Source organism: Ollibium composti, from assembly GCF_004801285.1.
In the GTDB taxonomy this organism is placed as follows: Bacteria; Pseudomonadota; Alphaproteobacteria; order Rhizobiales; family Rhizobiaceae; genus Mesorhizobium; species Mesorhizobium composti.
This window is the reverse complement of the sequence record NZ_SSNY01000006.1, coordinates 20,379-33,151: the sequence shown is the minus strand read 5'-3', so window position 1 is coordinate 33,151 and position 12,773 is coordinate 20,379. Positions and strand designations below refer to the sequence as shown.

The following is a 12,773-nucleotide window of genomic DNA, read 5'->3' as shown; positions in this document are numbered from 1 at the left end:
AAACGTCTGAGGATCGTCGTGCCTGCCGCAATGCTAGTGTGCCCCGGAATGCCGAGAGACCGGGAAGATAGACATGGGCAAGCCCGAGGTCAGGGCAAAGTCGATGCCGCTGGGAATGCCCTCGGAACTGAACGGGCATCACGGCGACACCCCGCTGGTGGATTCGTTCGTGGCAAAAGCCAAGGTGTTGATCGGCCATCCCCGACCGGCGCGGACGGAGCGCGAAGCGCAGCGGCGGCGCTGGACCATAAACGGCGACTTCACGACGCTGAGGCCGACCGGCGTGGCGCGCTATGCCCGCGAAGTCACGATGGCGCTCGACGCCCTCATTCTGGAAGGCCATCCGCTCGCCCGCGACCTCGATATCGATCTCGTCGTGCCGCGGCCGCTTTCCGAACCTCTGCCTCTCGACACCATTCCCGTGCGGCTCGTTCCCGAGTTCAGCAGGCCGCGGCTGCCGCAGTTCTGGGTGCAGGCGCAACTGCCCCGGCATGTGCCGGGCGGGCTGCTGAGCTTCTGCAACCTCGCGCCCGTGGCGGTCAGGCACCAGATCGCCTGCATCCACGACATGCACACGAGGCTGATGCCGGCAAGCTACGGCTGGGGATTCCGATGGGCCCATCGCCTGATCCTGCCAGCGCTCGGTAGACGCGCGGCCCGCATCACCACCGTCTCGCAGTTCTCGCGCAGCCATCTGGTGGCGTTCGGCATCGCGCCCGAGGACAACATCGTCGTCACCTATAACGGAAGCGAGCACGCGCAGCGCTGGAACGCGGAAGGATCGTCGTTGAACGTCGCCGGTGGCAGGCCCTATGTCCTATGCCTCGGCAGGCGGGACCAGGACTACAAGAACACCGAGTTGCTCGTCAGGCTGGCCCCGTTCCTCGACGAGATCGGCCTCGACCTGTGGATGATGGGCGATGTCGACGAGGCCACGATTCGCCGCTACGCGCCGAACGTGCCGGACAACATCGTCCTTCTCGGCCGCATCGGCGACGACGATTTCAAGAAAGCGCTCGAGGGCGCGCTTTGCTTTCTCTTTCCGTCCCGCATCGAGGGTTTCGGCCTCCCCGCCGTCGAGGCGATGGCCTCGGGCTGCCCGGTGATCGCCTCGACCTCTCCGTGCCTTCCCGAAATCTGCGGCGACTGCGCGCTCTACGCCGACCCCGACGACCTTCCTTCGTGGGCCGAGAAGGTTCGCCTGCTCATGCTCGCCCCGACCTTGCGCGAATGGCTGATATCCAAGGGGGAAATCCGCGCGAGCCGTTATTCCTGGCGTTGGATCGCCTGGAAATACCTCGAACTCATGGTGGAGGTCGACGCCGATTTCGGCGTGTTCGATCTTCGATGAGGACGGGCGCCGATCGCTGAGAACCAAAGGTGCCGCAATGTTGAAACCCGTACTGACCGCAGCCGCCTGCTTCCTCTCTTTGGCCTCGCCCGCCGCCGCAGATCTTCTATGGGGGGTCAACGGCCATCCCATCACGGCCTATCCGGGCATCGCGATCGAGCGCCAGTTCGACTACCTCGAAGACCTTGGCATGAAGTCCTATCGCGTCAACGTCTCCGACGCTTCGTCTGCGGACAGCCTTGCCACAGTCCTGGCGGAGGGCAGGGAGCGAGGGATAGAGGTGCTGCCTGTCATCACGCCCGGTGACATCGACCTCGACAAGGACAGCGTCGAAGACCTCTACGGCAAGGCGCGCACGCTCGCCGTCGCGCTGGGCTCCCGGTTCAAGGGCGAGATCCGGACCTGGGAGCTGGGCAACGAGATGGAGAACTACGCCATCATCAAGCCCTGCGAGAAGCGCGACGACGGCACCACATATCCCTGTGCATGGGGCTTGGCCGGCGGGGCCAGCGCGCTGGATTACTTCGGTCCGCGCTGGGCCAAGGTTAGCGCCGTCCTGAAGGGACTTTCCGACGGCATGACGGAAGTCGATCCCGGCATCCGCAAGGCGATCGGCACCGCGGGATGGGGTCACACCGGCGCCTTCGAGCGGATGAAGCGCGACGGCATCGCGTGGGACATCTCGGTATGGCATATGTACGGAGAGGACCCCGAGCCCGCCTTCAAGGTGCTCGCCGGCTACGGCAAGCCGATCTGGGTCACGGAATTCAACAATCCATACGGCAGCCGCTCGGGCGAGCAGCAGCAGGCCGAGGGGCTGGCGCAGTCGATGATGCGGCTGCGCGCGCTGCAACGCAGGTACAAGGTGGAAGCCGCCTATGTTTACGAGCTCCTGGACGAAACCTACTGGGCGCCGGACTTCGAGGCGTCGATGGGGCTGGTCCGTCTCGTCGGCTCGGCCGAACACGGGTGGCGTGCGGCGGGACCCAAAGCCGCCTACGTCGCCGCCCGCGACCTGATCCGCGGACCGCAGCCCATGCGTGAGCCGCGGCGCGACTGCGACCTCGCCGACAGCGACGGGATCGTCACCTTCACAATCCGCAAGGTGAGTTTCTCCCATTGCCTGATCCTTGGGCGCAAGGCGAATGCCGAGGACATCGAACGCTGGTCCGCGGCGCTGGACGAGGGCAAGGTCAACGTTCCCAACATGATGGTCCAACTCATGCAGACGCGGGAATTCATGGAGAAATACGCCATCGTCGGCCTTGCCGACCGCGCCTACGTCCGTTTCGTCTACCATCTGCTTCTGGGCCGCGAGGCCGACGGGGCGGGGCTTAACATCTACTCCGATCAACTGAGGACGGGAGTGATGACGCGCGAGTCCGTCGCCCTCGGCCTCGTGACGTCCAGCGAGTTCGCGACGAAATATTCCACCTATCTGGCCGAGAACACAAAGGCGGTCCCCGAAGCCCAGGCGGCGAACTAGGCCAATGCCGGCGACGGCCTGTCTGCCGCCGCCCGGCTATCCTTGCCGAGCCAGGACAGGAACGGGCCGTAGCATGCGTCGCAGGAAAAGAGCTCGGCAAAGACACGCGCTGTTCCTTCGGATTTCCGGCGCCGGAGGTCCGCATCGCTCAGCAGCGCGATGACCGCTCGCGCGAAGTCGGCGGCGCCGTCCGCCACGATCGCTCCTTCGTCGAGTTGATTGGCGTCGCCAGCATCGACCCCGATCGAGGTCGTCACCAGCGGGCGGCCGTAGGACATCGCCTCGGCCACCTTGACCTTGACGCCGGCCGAGCCGGAGACGAGCGGAGCCACGACAAGCCGGGCGCGCCGGTATTCGGGCGCGAGGTCTGGGAGCGGCCCCACGCGCTCGAAACCGTCCACCGACGCGATCTCGGGCGCGAGGGCTGCGGTTCCGACGGCCCGGAACCTTGCCGTCGGGCATGCGGTCCGGACGGACGGCCAGACCTCCGACAGGAACCACGACAGCGCGGCATGATTGGGCGTCGTCGCGTTTCCGACAAAGAGGACGACGGGTTCGTCGCTGTCGGACTGCTTCCTGTAGGCGCCGTAACCCATGCCGAGCGAGATCACGCGCTTTATGCCGAGTCGGTCGTGGGCATATGATACATCGTCCATGCTGTTGAGGCCGACACAATCGGCCGCCTTCAGCGAGCGGACCAATCCCGTTTCCCCTGCCGCGGTCTCGTCTGCCCTTCGCTGCGGCTTTCGGTGCGAGGTGCCGTGGCGTTGCTTGAGGTGGCCGACGAGCGAGAAGATCCGGTGGCCGTTGCGCGCGAGGAAAGGAGCGAAATGCACGGCGTCGTGAAACAGGATCACCGCGTCCGGCCCGAGCGCCTCGATGCGTTCCTCCACCCACCGGATTTCCGCTGCGGGGAAATCCTGCTCGGTCATCCCGGCGGCCGGCGCGGCGCGCTTTCCAAGAAGCAATCCGGCCAGATTTGCCGGACCAAGCTGCTCCGCCGCGAGGAACGTCCTTCGGTTCAATCGGAGGCTGTTGCGGACCTGCCACGAAGAATATTTCTCTATTTCGTAGACGCTCCTGCCGATCGGATTTCTTCTCCCGCGCGTCATGTCGGATACCAACCCGTGGACCTCGTGGCCCGTTCGCAGGAGATATTGCCCGAATGCCTGGACGTAGGCTCCGTCGCCGCCGAAGAACGCGTCGTAGGGATAGCTGTGGACGATTGCCAGGACTGCCATTTCTCCCCCCGGAGAGTTCTGATTTCCAACACCGGGCTATGACCCCGGTCGCGGTGGTCCGGGTGGCTTCACGCGCCGGCCCGCGCCTCTCGCCGAAAGCTCAGCAGCACGTCCCGGAACAGGGTCAACTGTCCAAGGACGAACAGCAGGACGAAACCGTATATGCCCGCCAGCACCGCGCCTCCCGCAATGAGCCGCAGAAGCGCCGGAGATTCCGGACCGAGATAGTGCTGGACGGCCAGCGCGCCGGCCGAGGCAGCCGTTCCCGCTATCCACGGCTTGACGATCGTTCCGAGCAGGTCCCCTACCGAGACCGGCGTGTTGTGCAGGCTCCAGACCAGGTGCGGATAGAGCCACAGCACCAGGGCCGTCGAGTAGCTCAGGGCCACCCCTTCCGGACCGAAGGAGATTCCGATGCAGTAGGACGTGATGACGAGCGGGGCGATGACGAAGGCCATGTAGAGGCTGCGCTTCTGTTTGCCGGTCGCGATCAGCAGCCAATAGGTGAGGTTGATGATCCCGAACACCAGGATGGTCGGGGCGAGCAGGCGAAAGATGGTCGCCGCCTCCGTCCATTTCGGGCCGAGCACGATCGTGACGATCTCGTGCGCGAACACGAAGGAGAACATCGTGATCGGCACGGTGAACGCGATGACGATCGAGTAGCCTTTGAGGTAGAAGCTCCGCAGGCGTGCGGGATCGTTCTGAATGCGCGACAAGGCGGAGAACAGGACAGCGCCGACGGCGCTGTTGATCGTGGCCGTCGGAATGCCGATGAGCTGGAAGGCGCGGGTATACAGGCCGAGCGAGCCGGCGCCCCAGAACCGCCCGAGCAGGACCTTCTCGGCGTTGTAGCCGACATAGACGACAAGATTGTTCAGCGTGACGACCCCGCCGAAATGCAGGAGCGAGCGGATATCGGCATCGCGCCGGGGCAGGCCGGGGATCCATCCCGTTGCGATCCAGCAGCCCAGGCTGCTGACAGCCGGGGAGACGAGGGTCGGGGCGATCAGCGCCCAGTAGCCGTAGCCGCTCAATGCCAGCAGGACGGCCGTCACCACGCCCGCGCACAGCGCGCCGGTTTCGATCCCGCTCAAGGTGACGTAGCGCAGATTGCGCTCCAGCAGGGCGGCATGCTGCACGCCTGCCGCGTTGAGCAGGAAACCCGGAGCGATCGCGACGGTGATCCAGATCAGGCGCGGGTCGTGGTAGAAGCCGGAGATGAAGTAGGCGCTTGCCGCGCACAAAAGCATCAGCAGGGTCCCGACGAGTATGTTGACCCAGAACAGCGCCGAGACCTCGGCATGCGAGATCTCGTCCTTCTGGATGGTCGCTGAGGAAAGCCCGGCCGTGGTGAAGACGTCGAAGATGCCGGTGAGCGCAACCACCATCGCGACCAGGCCGAAATCGCTGGGGCTGAGCAGCCGCGCCAGTATGGCGATATAGCCCACCCGCAGCATCAGGTTCACCCCCTGGCTCACGATGCGGGCGAGGCCGCTTTGAACGGCTTCGCCCTTGAGGCTGTGGTGGCCGCGTTTGGCGGACAGGATGTCGTCCTTCATGAGGCGCTCGCAACAGGCGTGCGTGTCTCTTCCCGGTCCGCCCGCGCCTGACTTCCTGTGTTGGATGTGTCGCCGGTCACCCTTTCGAGCCATATCTCGCGCCACCAGGGGAAAATTGCCCTCGGGCACTGCATGCGACAGTCGCTGTAGCGTGAATTGCACCAGACGTTGTCCAGTATGACGGCCGGTCCCCGGAGCCTGTTGATCAGCCCGGTCTTCTCGTTGACGAAGGTGGTCACGCGCGAGCGGACCCGGAAGGTCCGACCGCAATAGGGAACCATCTCCGCATCGAAGGACAGGCCGCGGTTCCTGTTGTTCACGTCGATCGTGCTGAGGATGTCCTCATAGGATTTGACCCTGACCAGTTCGCCGGGCTGGAGATCCAGCGTGGCGCTCGGGGCCTGCTGGTCCGCCGGGATGGTCCCCCGATAGCGCGGAAAGGGAATGCCGCCGTAAAGGCGTTGGGCTGCGTCATAGGCGCGGGTGAAGCGCTTCGCCTGGCCGCCGAGGCCGAAACTGGGCAGGTAGCAATACAGGGTGAATACCGCGGCGTAGATGGACCCCGTCAGCAGGCGCCACGCGCTGGCGTTTCCGGATGTGAGATCCTCCGCGTATTGGCGCACATCCCACCAGGGAAGGCGGGTGGTCGCCTCCAGGACCTCGGTGGCCTGGCATGAATATCGCGGGCCGCCGACCGACGGCTGGTCCGCGGCAAGCGTGCCTGCAAGCAGGTCGGCTTCCGTGCAGCCCGTCGCCGCCGGCATGACGGCTGCGTCGTCCGGCTGGTCGGCGGGCTTCAGCCATACCTCCTTCCAGAAGATCAGGCACGCCGCCTGGCAGCCGCCGAAGGCGGCGCCGTCGCAGCGCAGGTTTTCCAGGTGGATGCCGCCCGGCAATTTGCGCCCACCGGCGAAGTTTATCGTATCGCAGGTCTTGTGCGCGCGCTTGTAGACGCGAAAGCGCTTGCCGCAATATTGAAGCATCTGCGGCATGAAAGGAAGGTTTTCAAGCCGGCCGTTCCTGTCGAGGGTGCTGAGGATTTCTTCTCTGGATCTTACTTCCACCCAGTCGCCGGCTCTCAGTGACATGCATTCCCCCGTTTTCCAGCACGTTCGGGAACTCATCGCGATTTCATATGCCGGACGATACCACCCCTGGATTCGGCTGACCGATCCCGAAATTAGCGGTAACCCCCATCCACCTTTGACGGAGTGGACGGACGGTCTCGGCGTCTCTACGACAGAGGTCAGTCGGCGCATCGACGTCCGCACGCCAGCGCCACCGGCAGACGATCCGCGACAGGGAGGAGCGTGCCAGTGTCCAGCATCGACGTCATCATTCCGAACTATCAATACGGGCGCTACCTGCCCGCCTGTATCGGGAGCGTGCTGTCGCAGGATGTCGAAAACATGCGGGTGCTTGTCATAGACAACGCATCGACCGACGACAGTCTCGAAGTGGCCCGCGCTCTGGCCGCGACGGACGTTCGGATCAGGATCATCGCGCATCCGGTCAATGTCGGGGTTGTCGCCTCCTTCAATGAAGGGATCGATGAGGCGCAGGCCGACTACTTCACGATACTGTGCGCCGACGACATGCTCACGCCCGGCAGCCTGAAGCGCGCCATCGCCATCCTGGAAGAAAATCCCGCCGTGTCCGTCGCGCAAGGCAGAGGGCATATCGTCAGCGCCGGAAATGCGGTGCCGGACGAACTGTCCGCCGCGAAGCCTGCAGTCTGGACGGTCGTTTCCGGTCCGGCATTCATCGAGAATATCTGCCGCCACCCCCGGCAAGGTTTTGTCGACTTTACGGTGGTCCGCACCACCATCCAGAAACGCGCCGGCCACTACAGGAAAGATCTGCCGTTCACCTGCGATCGCGAGATGCTGATGCGGCTGGCCGCGCTTGGAGATGTCGCCAGGACGGACGCCGTCCAGGGAATCCAGCAGGAGCACAGCAACAATATTTCCAGCGCTTACTGGCAGGATTTCAGGCTCTTTCTGGAATCCCTTTACGGTGCGATCGACAAGTTCCTGTCGACCGGGGCCATGGACGGGCGCCAATCCGACAGGCTGCGTGCGCTCGCGCGGGCGAGCCTTGCGCGCGACGCCTATTGGTCCGCCGTGTCGCACCTCGTTCGAGCCAAGTATCGCGAGGCTGCGGGCCTGTTCCGGCTTGCTTTCGGTCTCCTGCCGCGTCTGGCGATCCTGCCTCCGATCGGCCACCTGTTCCGGACGAAGGGCGTTCTTTCCCGGGCGCGAGAGATTTTCGTCGAAGCATCCTGGCGGAGCTGACGCGCGATTCCAGCGCCGCTCACGGTGCCTGCCGTGTCGGGATTGTGGTTCCCTATGGAATGGGGATCGGCAAGTTCCTCCTCCTTGAACCTGTTCATCCCATCGTTCCATGTCACGTCCGGCAATTTCTCCACCTCGGAATGCCATCGACGCTGATGAATTCGGTGACGACAAGTTCCCTCATTTTACCCTCGTTCGTTGAATGCTGAATTGTGTCCCGGACACACGCAAGCCAAAGCGCCCTCCGCGAAAATCTTCTGGCTGAACGCCTGGAAAGCCGTTTCCGTTTCGGGCGCGAGTTCCCGACGCTTCCTTGCAAGCTCTGTGGTGGAGGTCGGATACATTCCTTCGGACATCGTCATTTCCTTTTCCGGCGCCGGCAGCCCGCATGGCTCCGCACCGAACGGGATGGTAGACCCTGAGGCACCGCTGTCAAAATGACAGCCCGTCGCACGGGGCATTCATTACGGAAATGACGGGCGTGTTGAAATTTGGACGGGTACAGCAAGCGGCTGCTTGCTTGAGTATCGCCACATCCTGCAAACCCGCTTGTCGGATAGGCGGCGGATGCCTACCTCTTGCCGTAGTGGGAGATCGGTACGGAAGGAGACGAGCCTTGTACAACCATATCCTGATCACCACCGATGGCTCAGACTTGGCACAGCGCGGCGTCGGGCAGGGCCTGTCTCTGGCAAAGGCCCTCGGCAGCAAAGTGACGGTCGTGATCGCCACCGAACGGTTTCCCATACAAGGTGCGACAACAAGCTCCGGATGGGTCGGAAGCCCTGTCGACTACGAGCGATACGACGAGGGCCAGAAGCGGTTCGCGGCTGAAATCCTGTCGGCGGTCAAGGCCGAGGCAGGCAAGTTGGGGCTCGACGCGAATACGGTTCACGTAGCAAACGCCCATCCTGCCACGGCGATCCTCGAAACCGCCGCGGGCTATGACTGCGACCTGATCGTGATGGCTTCCCACGGGCGGCGGGGCGTCAGCCGAATGCTGATGGGAAGCCAGACCGCGGAGGTGCTGGCGCACAGCCATACACCCGTGCTGGTCGTGCGCTGAGCCGAAGGCTCCTCGCGATTGAAGGTGCGGGCGCGTGCCGTGAGCGGCGGCATCTTCCAGGTTCGACCGTCGCGCCTCCCGGCCGGTGCAGCTATCTCCTCTCGGATGCGGTCGTCGGCACCGTCCGCGCGTTGTCCGACACCGTTCCCTCGTCGAGCCCGTCGACGTCGGCCGGCGTGAACTTGCCCATCGGCGACGCCGTTGGTTATGCGGGAACACAGGCCTCGGCTGCTTTCTCCAAAAGACGGTGGATTTATGATCCCCCGAGGTGCCTCGGCCAAGGCGGATCTTCAGTTCATTCAATCGAACCAGGCTCGCCACGCATGCCATTTGGCGACGTGCAATGAATCACCTGATCTATCTGCGCACATTCCTTGACACCTATCGGGCGGGTTCGCTGACGCGTGCCGCTCAGCGGCTTGGGATCACCCAACCGGCCGCCTCGGCGCATATAGCATCGCTGGAAACGATGCTGGCCAAACCGCTGTTCATCCGAAAGGCGCGCGGCGTCGCGCCGACGCCTGCGGCCGACGACCTCGCCCGGGCTATCGCCGAGAACCTCGACGGGATCGAAGCGACCATGGTGGCCGCTCAGGCCCGCTCCGCCCATCTCACCGGCACGCTGCATCTGGCCGGGCCGGCCGAGTATCTCTCGCTTCGCGTGGCACCGGCGCTGGCGCCGTTAATCGCGGAAGGTTTGCGGTTACGCATCCAGACCGGAAATCGGGAGCATATATATGCCGCGCTGGATGAAGGGCACGCTGACCTTGCGGTTACGGCTTCGCTTCCCGGGCATAAGGCATACGGCTTTGCCGAACTTGGTCGGGAGCGGCTGTTGCTGGTGGCGGTCCCCACCATTGCGGAACGAGTCAAGGCCCGGACCGTGACCGACCTCCTGCTGCGCGACCTGCCTTGCGTCGCCTATGACGAGCACCTGCCCCTCATCCGCGAGTTCTTCCGGCATGTGTTCGGTATAACCCCGGACATGAGGGCCGCCGCGACCGCTCCCGATCTGCGTCTCCTTCTTGAGATGGCCAAGGCCGGTGCTGGATGGACGGTGTTGCCGGACTACCTTTGCGAAGACACGCTGTCGTCCAGGCAACTTGTGGAGCTGCCGACCTTGCAAGAGCCTCCGGTCAATACCCTGTACCTCGCCTGGAACAAGGGGGCACTGCGCCATCCGCGCGTCGTTTACGTCAGGGATTTCCTGCTGCGCGCCAGTGAGCGCCTCTCCTGGCATCCTGGCCAATCAACATATTGCAAATAGCAGCTGGCGATTCACGCTTCGCCGTTGGCGCTGCGCGTTCGAAGAGTGGTGATCCCCGCTCCCGCAAGGGAGGCGGCGGCCACCGCCACGCAGATGAGAGCGAAGCCGCAAACGCCGGTCCAGCCGTGCGAGGCCCATACAATGCCCGCTCCGGCACTGCCGATGGCGCCGCCCGCGAAGGTCGAGGCCATGTAGATGGTATTGAGGCGGCTGCGGATTTCCGCGCCGAGGCAGAAGATGCGTGCCTGATTGGCGATCTGGCCGGCAGACAGCGCGAAACTGAGCAGGTTTCCGCTGGCGACCAACGCTATGTAGCTGCTTGGCCAGATGGCGCCGAGGACGATGCTCGCTGCCGCGAGCACGACGGCGGCCACACTTACTCGATCCTGCCCGAAACGATCGATCAGCCCGCCGGCGAACAGCGAGGCCAACCCGCCGATGCCGCCCCATAGGGCGAAGTAGCCGACGCCCGCGAGATCGGAATTGAACGGGGGTTGTTGCAGCCGGAACGGAATCGTCGTCCAGAAGGCCGAGAAGGCAGCAAAGATCGCGGCGCCGAGCAGACAAGACAGGCGAAGCTTCGCTTCACGGCAGACAAGACCCCATAGCGAGCCCAGCAGCGTGAGATAGGCCACCGTTGCCGAAAGAGCGCCTCGCCGGGGCAGCACCATCGGCAGGACGATCGCCGACGAGAGCATGAGGCCGGCCGCGATGATGTAGACCGGGCGCCACCCAAAGCTGTTGGCACCTATGCCTGCCAGTGTGCGCGAGAGCAGAATGCCGAGCACGAGGCCCGTCTGCACCGACGCGATGACGCGCCCGCGCCGTTCGGGACGGGTCAAGCCGGCCGCCAGCGGCAAGACGATCTGCGGAACGCAGGTGCCCATGCAAATGACGATGCTCAGCCCCGCCAGGATGCTCAGCTTCGGGGCAGAGGCTGCCGCCGCCAACGCGGCGGCAACGCCGATGAGCAGAATGCGAACGAGAGATCGCGGTTCGTTTCGATCACCAAGGGGCACGACGAGAACGATGCCGAGAGCGTAGCCGAGTTGTGACAACGTGGCGATAAGCCCGACCTCGCGCGGGCTGATGCCGAAATCCGTCGCGATGGCCGGAAGCAGCGCCTGATTGAAATAGACGTTGGCCACGGTAAGCGCCGAAGCGACCGCCATGAGGACGATCACTGGCGTCCCCAGATTGTGATTGGATGGCGCCGCGGTCATTCGACGGCTCCGTTAACATCGGACAGGATTTGTCCTGCCGCTGTGATTGCCGCCAACGCGATCGGGATGCCGGCAACGATGGAAACCTGGATAAGGGCGCCGAAAACCTGCTCGCGGGTTGCACCGACGCGGATCGCATTGGGAATATGAAATTTGAGGACGTCGATACCGGTTGCCCCGAGGGCGGCGCCAGCCGCTATGACCACGAGTTCTCGGGTTTTGAGATCGAGGTCGTCGCGGCCATAGACATCGCCGAAGACCCATTCGATGAGATAGCGTCCGAAATCGGGAGAACTGTCCTTGAGGTTGTCGAGAAAGGCCTGCGCCGGAAATCCGGTGACGGCCATAAACCGCTCGCAACCCTGCTTGAAGCGTTCATCTGAGCGGGGCGTGGTGGCAATTTCGTCTAACATCGTGTATCTCCTATGCACTGCACAGTGCAGTGTTGGAGTAATTACACTGCACAGTGCAGTGCAGTCAACAGGAGAAGATTGCCTTGGTCGTTTCGCGCGCCCGTTCGGTGAAGACCGCTTCCTCAAGCAAGGCCGCCGCTCGCGCGGAGATGCCTAAGCGGGATGCCATTCTGGAAGCAGCGACGCGTGTCTTCCTCGCCCACGGTTATGAGGGCGCGAGCATGGACCTTGTCGCGAAAGAGTCGGGCGCCGCACGGCGAACGGTCTACAATCAGTTTGAGAGTAAGGAGGCGCTGTTTTCGGCTGCCGTCGAGCGTGTCTGGCGGGATTTCCCCGTGGTTGGGATCGCGGCCGACAAGGAGGCGCTAGGCGATCCCGCCGTCGGTCTCAGCCGGCTCGGCAGGGCTGTGGTCGAATTCTGGGAGCCGCCCGTGGCGGTCGCCTTCCTTCGCATGGTCATCAGCGAGGGCATGCGCTTTCCCGACCTGCCGCGCAATTTCTTCGAGGCCGGGAAGGCGCCAGCGATGCGTGCCCTGATCGACTATCTGCAACAGATCAATGAGAACGGGTCTCTCGACATCCCCGATGCTGAGCTTGCTGCCCGCCAGTTTCTTGGTCTGCTCAACGAGCCCTTGCTGTGGCTGCGTGTGGTCGGCGTTGGGGAACCGCCTTCTTCGGCCGAATGCCAGAGGGTCGTTGAGGAAGCCGTCATGATGATGATGGCACGGTATGGCTCAAGCGGCTGAGCATCGTCAGATATGCCCGAAGCAGCATGGCAACGGTCATGCCTTCAATATCTCGATAACGGCGCGCAGCCCGGCCGAGCTAGTACTGGAAGCTTATGCAGCCGCGCGTTTTCCGGCCTGGCCT

Annotated in this window: 11 protein-coding genes; 6 read left to right on the top strand and 5 right to left on the bottom strand. The window is 63.8% G+C overall.

Annotated elements, in window-relative coordinates:
• Positions 1-73 precede the first annotated feature (73 nt).
• Together E6C48_RS11535 and E6C48_RS11530 are read left to right on the top strand one after the other, a co-directional pair.
• Positions 74-1,351 (top strand): glycosyltransferase family 4 protein, encoded by a 1,278-nt coding sequence (locus E6C48_RS11535; RefSeq protein WP_230978732.1) that lies wholly within the window; start codon positions 74-76, stop codon positions 1,349-1,351.
• A 37-nt stretch (positions 1,352-1,388) separates the two neighbouring features.
• The gene (locus tag E6C48_RS11530; RefSeq protein ID WP_136357291.1) at positions 1,389-2,837 is read left to right on the top strand and encodes a DUF4214 domain-containing protein; all 1,449 of its coding nucleotides are present in this window, start codon (positions 1,389-1,391) and stop codon (positions 2,835-2,837) included.
• Here E6C48_RS11530 and E6C48_RS11525 read toward each other — a convergent pair.
• The 3 genes from E6C48_RS11525 to E6C48_RS11515 form a co-directional block, all read right to left on the bottom strand.
• Positions 2,834-4,078 carry a glycosyltransferase gene (locus E6C48_RS11525; protein ID WP_136357289.1) on the bottom strand — a complete coding sequence of 415 codons (1,245 nt, stop codon included), beginning with the start codon at positions 4,076-4,078 and terminating at the stop codon, positions 2,834-2,836. The genes E6C48_RS11530 and E6C48_RS11525 overlap by 4 nt on opposite strands.
• Positions 4,079-4,146: 68 nt before the next feature.
• Positions 4,147-5,640 carry a lipopolysaccharide biosynthesis protein gene (locus E6C48_RS11520; RefSeq protein WP_136357288.1) on the bottom strand — a complete coding sequence of 498 codons (1,494 nt, stop codon included), beginning with the start codon at positions 5,638-5,640 and terminating at the stop codon, positions 4,147-4,149.
• Positions 5,637-6,899 carry a hypothetical protein gene (locus E6C48_RS11515; RefSeq protein ID WP_206086480.1) on the bottom strand — a complete coding sequence of 421 codons (1,263 nt, stop codon included), beginning with the start codon at positions 6,897-6,899 and terminating at the stop codon, positions 5,637-5,639. Before E6C48_RS11515 ends, E6C48_RS11520 begins: the two co-directional genes overlap by 4 nt.
• Positions 6,900-6,956: 57 nt before the next feature.
• Here E6C48_RS11515 and E6C48_RS11510 point away from each other — a divergent pair, with 57 nt between their 5' ends.
• The 3 genes from E6C48_RS11510 to E6C48_RS11490 all read left to right on the top strand — a co-directional run bounded on the left by E6C48_RS11510 (position 6,957) and on the right by E6C48_RS11490 (position 10,267).
• Positions 6,957-7,934 carry a glycosyltransferase family 2 protein gene (locus tag E6C48_RS11510; protein WP_168734513.1) on the top strand — a complete coding sequence of 326 codons (978 nt, stop codon included), beginning with the start codon at positions 6,957-6,959 and terminating at the stop codon, positions 7,932-7,934.
• A 616-nt stretch (positions 7,935-8,550) separates the two neighbouring features.
• Positions 8,551-9,000, top strand: a complete 450-nt coding sequence (locus E6C48_RS11495) for a universal stress protein (RefSeq protein ID WP_136357285.1) — start codon at positions 8,551-8,553, stop codon at positions 8,998-9,000.
• Positions 9,001-9,343: 343 nt separating this feature from the next.
• Positions 9,344-10,267, top strand: coding sequence for a LysR family transcriptional regulator (locus E6C48_RS11490; RefSeq protein ID WP_136357283.1), 924 nt, complete (start codon positions 9,344-9,346; stop codon positions 10,265-10,267).
• An 11-nt stretch (positions 10,268-10,278) separates the two neighbouring features.
• On the opposite strand, the gene E6C48_RS11485 is transcribed toward E6C48_RS11490, so the two are convergent.
• Positions 10,279-11,490: an MFS transporter gene (locus E6C48_RS11485; protein ID WP_136357281.1), complete on the bottom strand. Its 1,212-nt coding sequence runs from the start codon at positions 11,488-11,490 to the stop codon at positions 10,279-10,281.
• A complete protein-coding gene (locus E6C48_RS11480; protein WP_136357279.1) occupies positions 11,487-11,903 on the bottom strand; it encodes a carboxymuconolactone decarboxylase family protein in 417 nt (138 codons plus the stop codon). The genes E6C48_RS11485 and E6C48_RS11480 overlap by 4 nt, the downstream gene beginning before the upstream one ends.
• A gap of 83 nt (positions 11,904-11,986) precedes the next feature.
• Here E6C48_RS11480 and E6C48_RS11475 point away from each other — a divergent pair, with 83 nt between their 5' ends.
• Positions 11,987-12,649: a TetR/AcrR family transcriptional regulator gene (locus E6C48_RS11475; RefSeq protein WP_230978731.1), complete on the top strand. Its 663-nt coding sequence runs from the start codon at positions 11,987-11,989 to the stop codon at positions 12,647-12,649.
• Positions 12,650-12,773: the final 124 nt, after the last annotated feature.

Bases quoted from the DNA above. Each gene is read 5' to 3' on its own strand.
- E6C48_RS11535 (WP_230978732.1), top strand. From the start codon at position 74: ATGGGCAAGCCCGAGGTCAGGGCAAAGTCGATGCCGCTGGGAATGCCC.
- E6C48_RS11530 (WP_136357291.1), top strand. From the start codon at position 1,389: ATGTTGAAACCCGTACTGACCGCAGCCGCCTGCTTCCTCTCTTTGGCC.
- E6C48_RS11525 (WP_136357289.1), bottom strand. From the start codon at position 4,078: ATGGCAGTCCTGGCAATCGTCCACAGCTATCCCTACGACGCGTTCTTC.
- E6C48_RS11520 (WP_136357288.1), bottom strand. From the start codon at position 5,640: ATGAAGGACGACATCCTGTCCGCCAAACGCGGCCACCACAGCCTCAAG.
- E6C48_RS11515 (WP_206086480.1), bottom strand. From the start codon at position 6,899: ATGCGCCGACTGACCTCTGTCGTAGAGACGCCGAGACCGTCCGTCCAC.
- E6C48_RS11490 (WP_136357283.1), top strand. From the start codon at position 9,344: ATGAATCACCTGATCTATCTGCGCACATTCCTTGACACCTATCGGGCG.
- E6C48_RS11485 (WP_136357281.1), bottom strand. From the start codon at position 11,490: ATGACCGCGGCGCCATCCAATCACAATCTGGGGACGCCAGTGATCGTC.
- E6C48_RS11480 (WP_136357279.1), bottom strand. From the start codon at position 11,903: ATGTTAGACGAAATTGCCACCACGCCCCGCTCAGATGAACGCTTCAAG.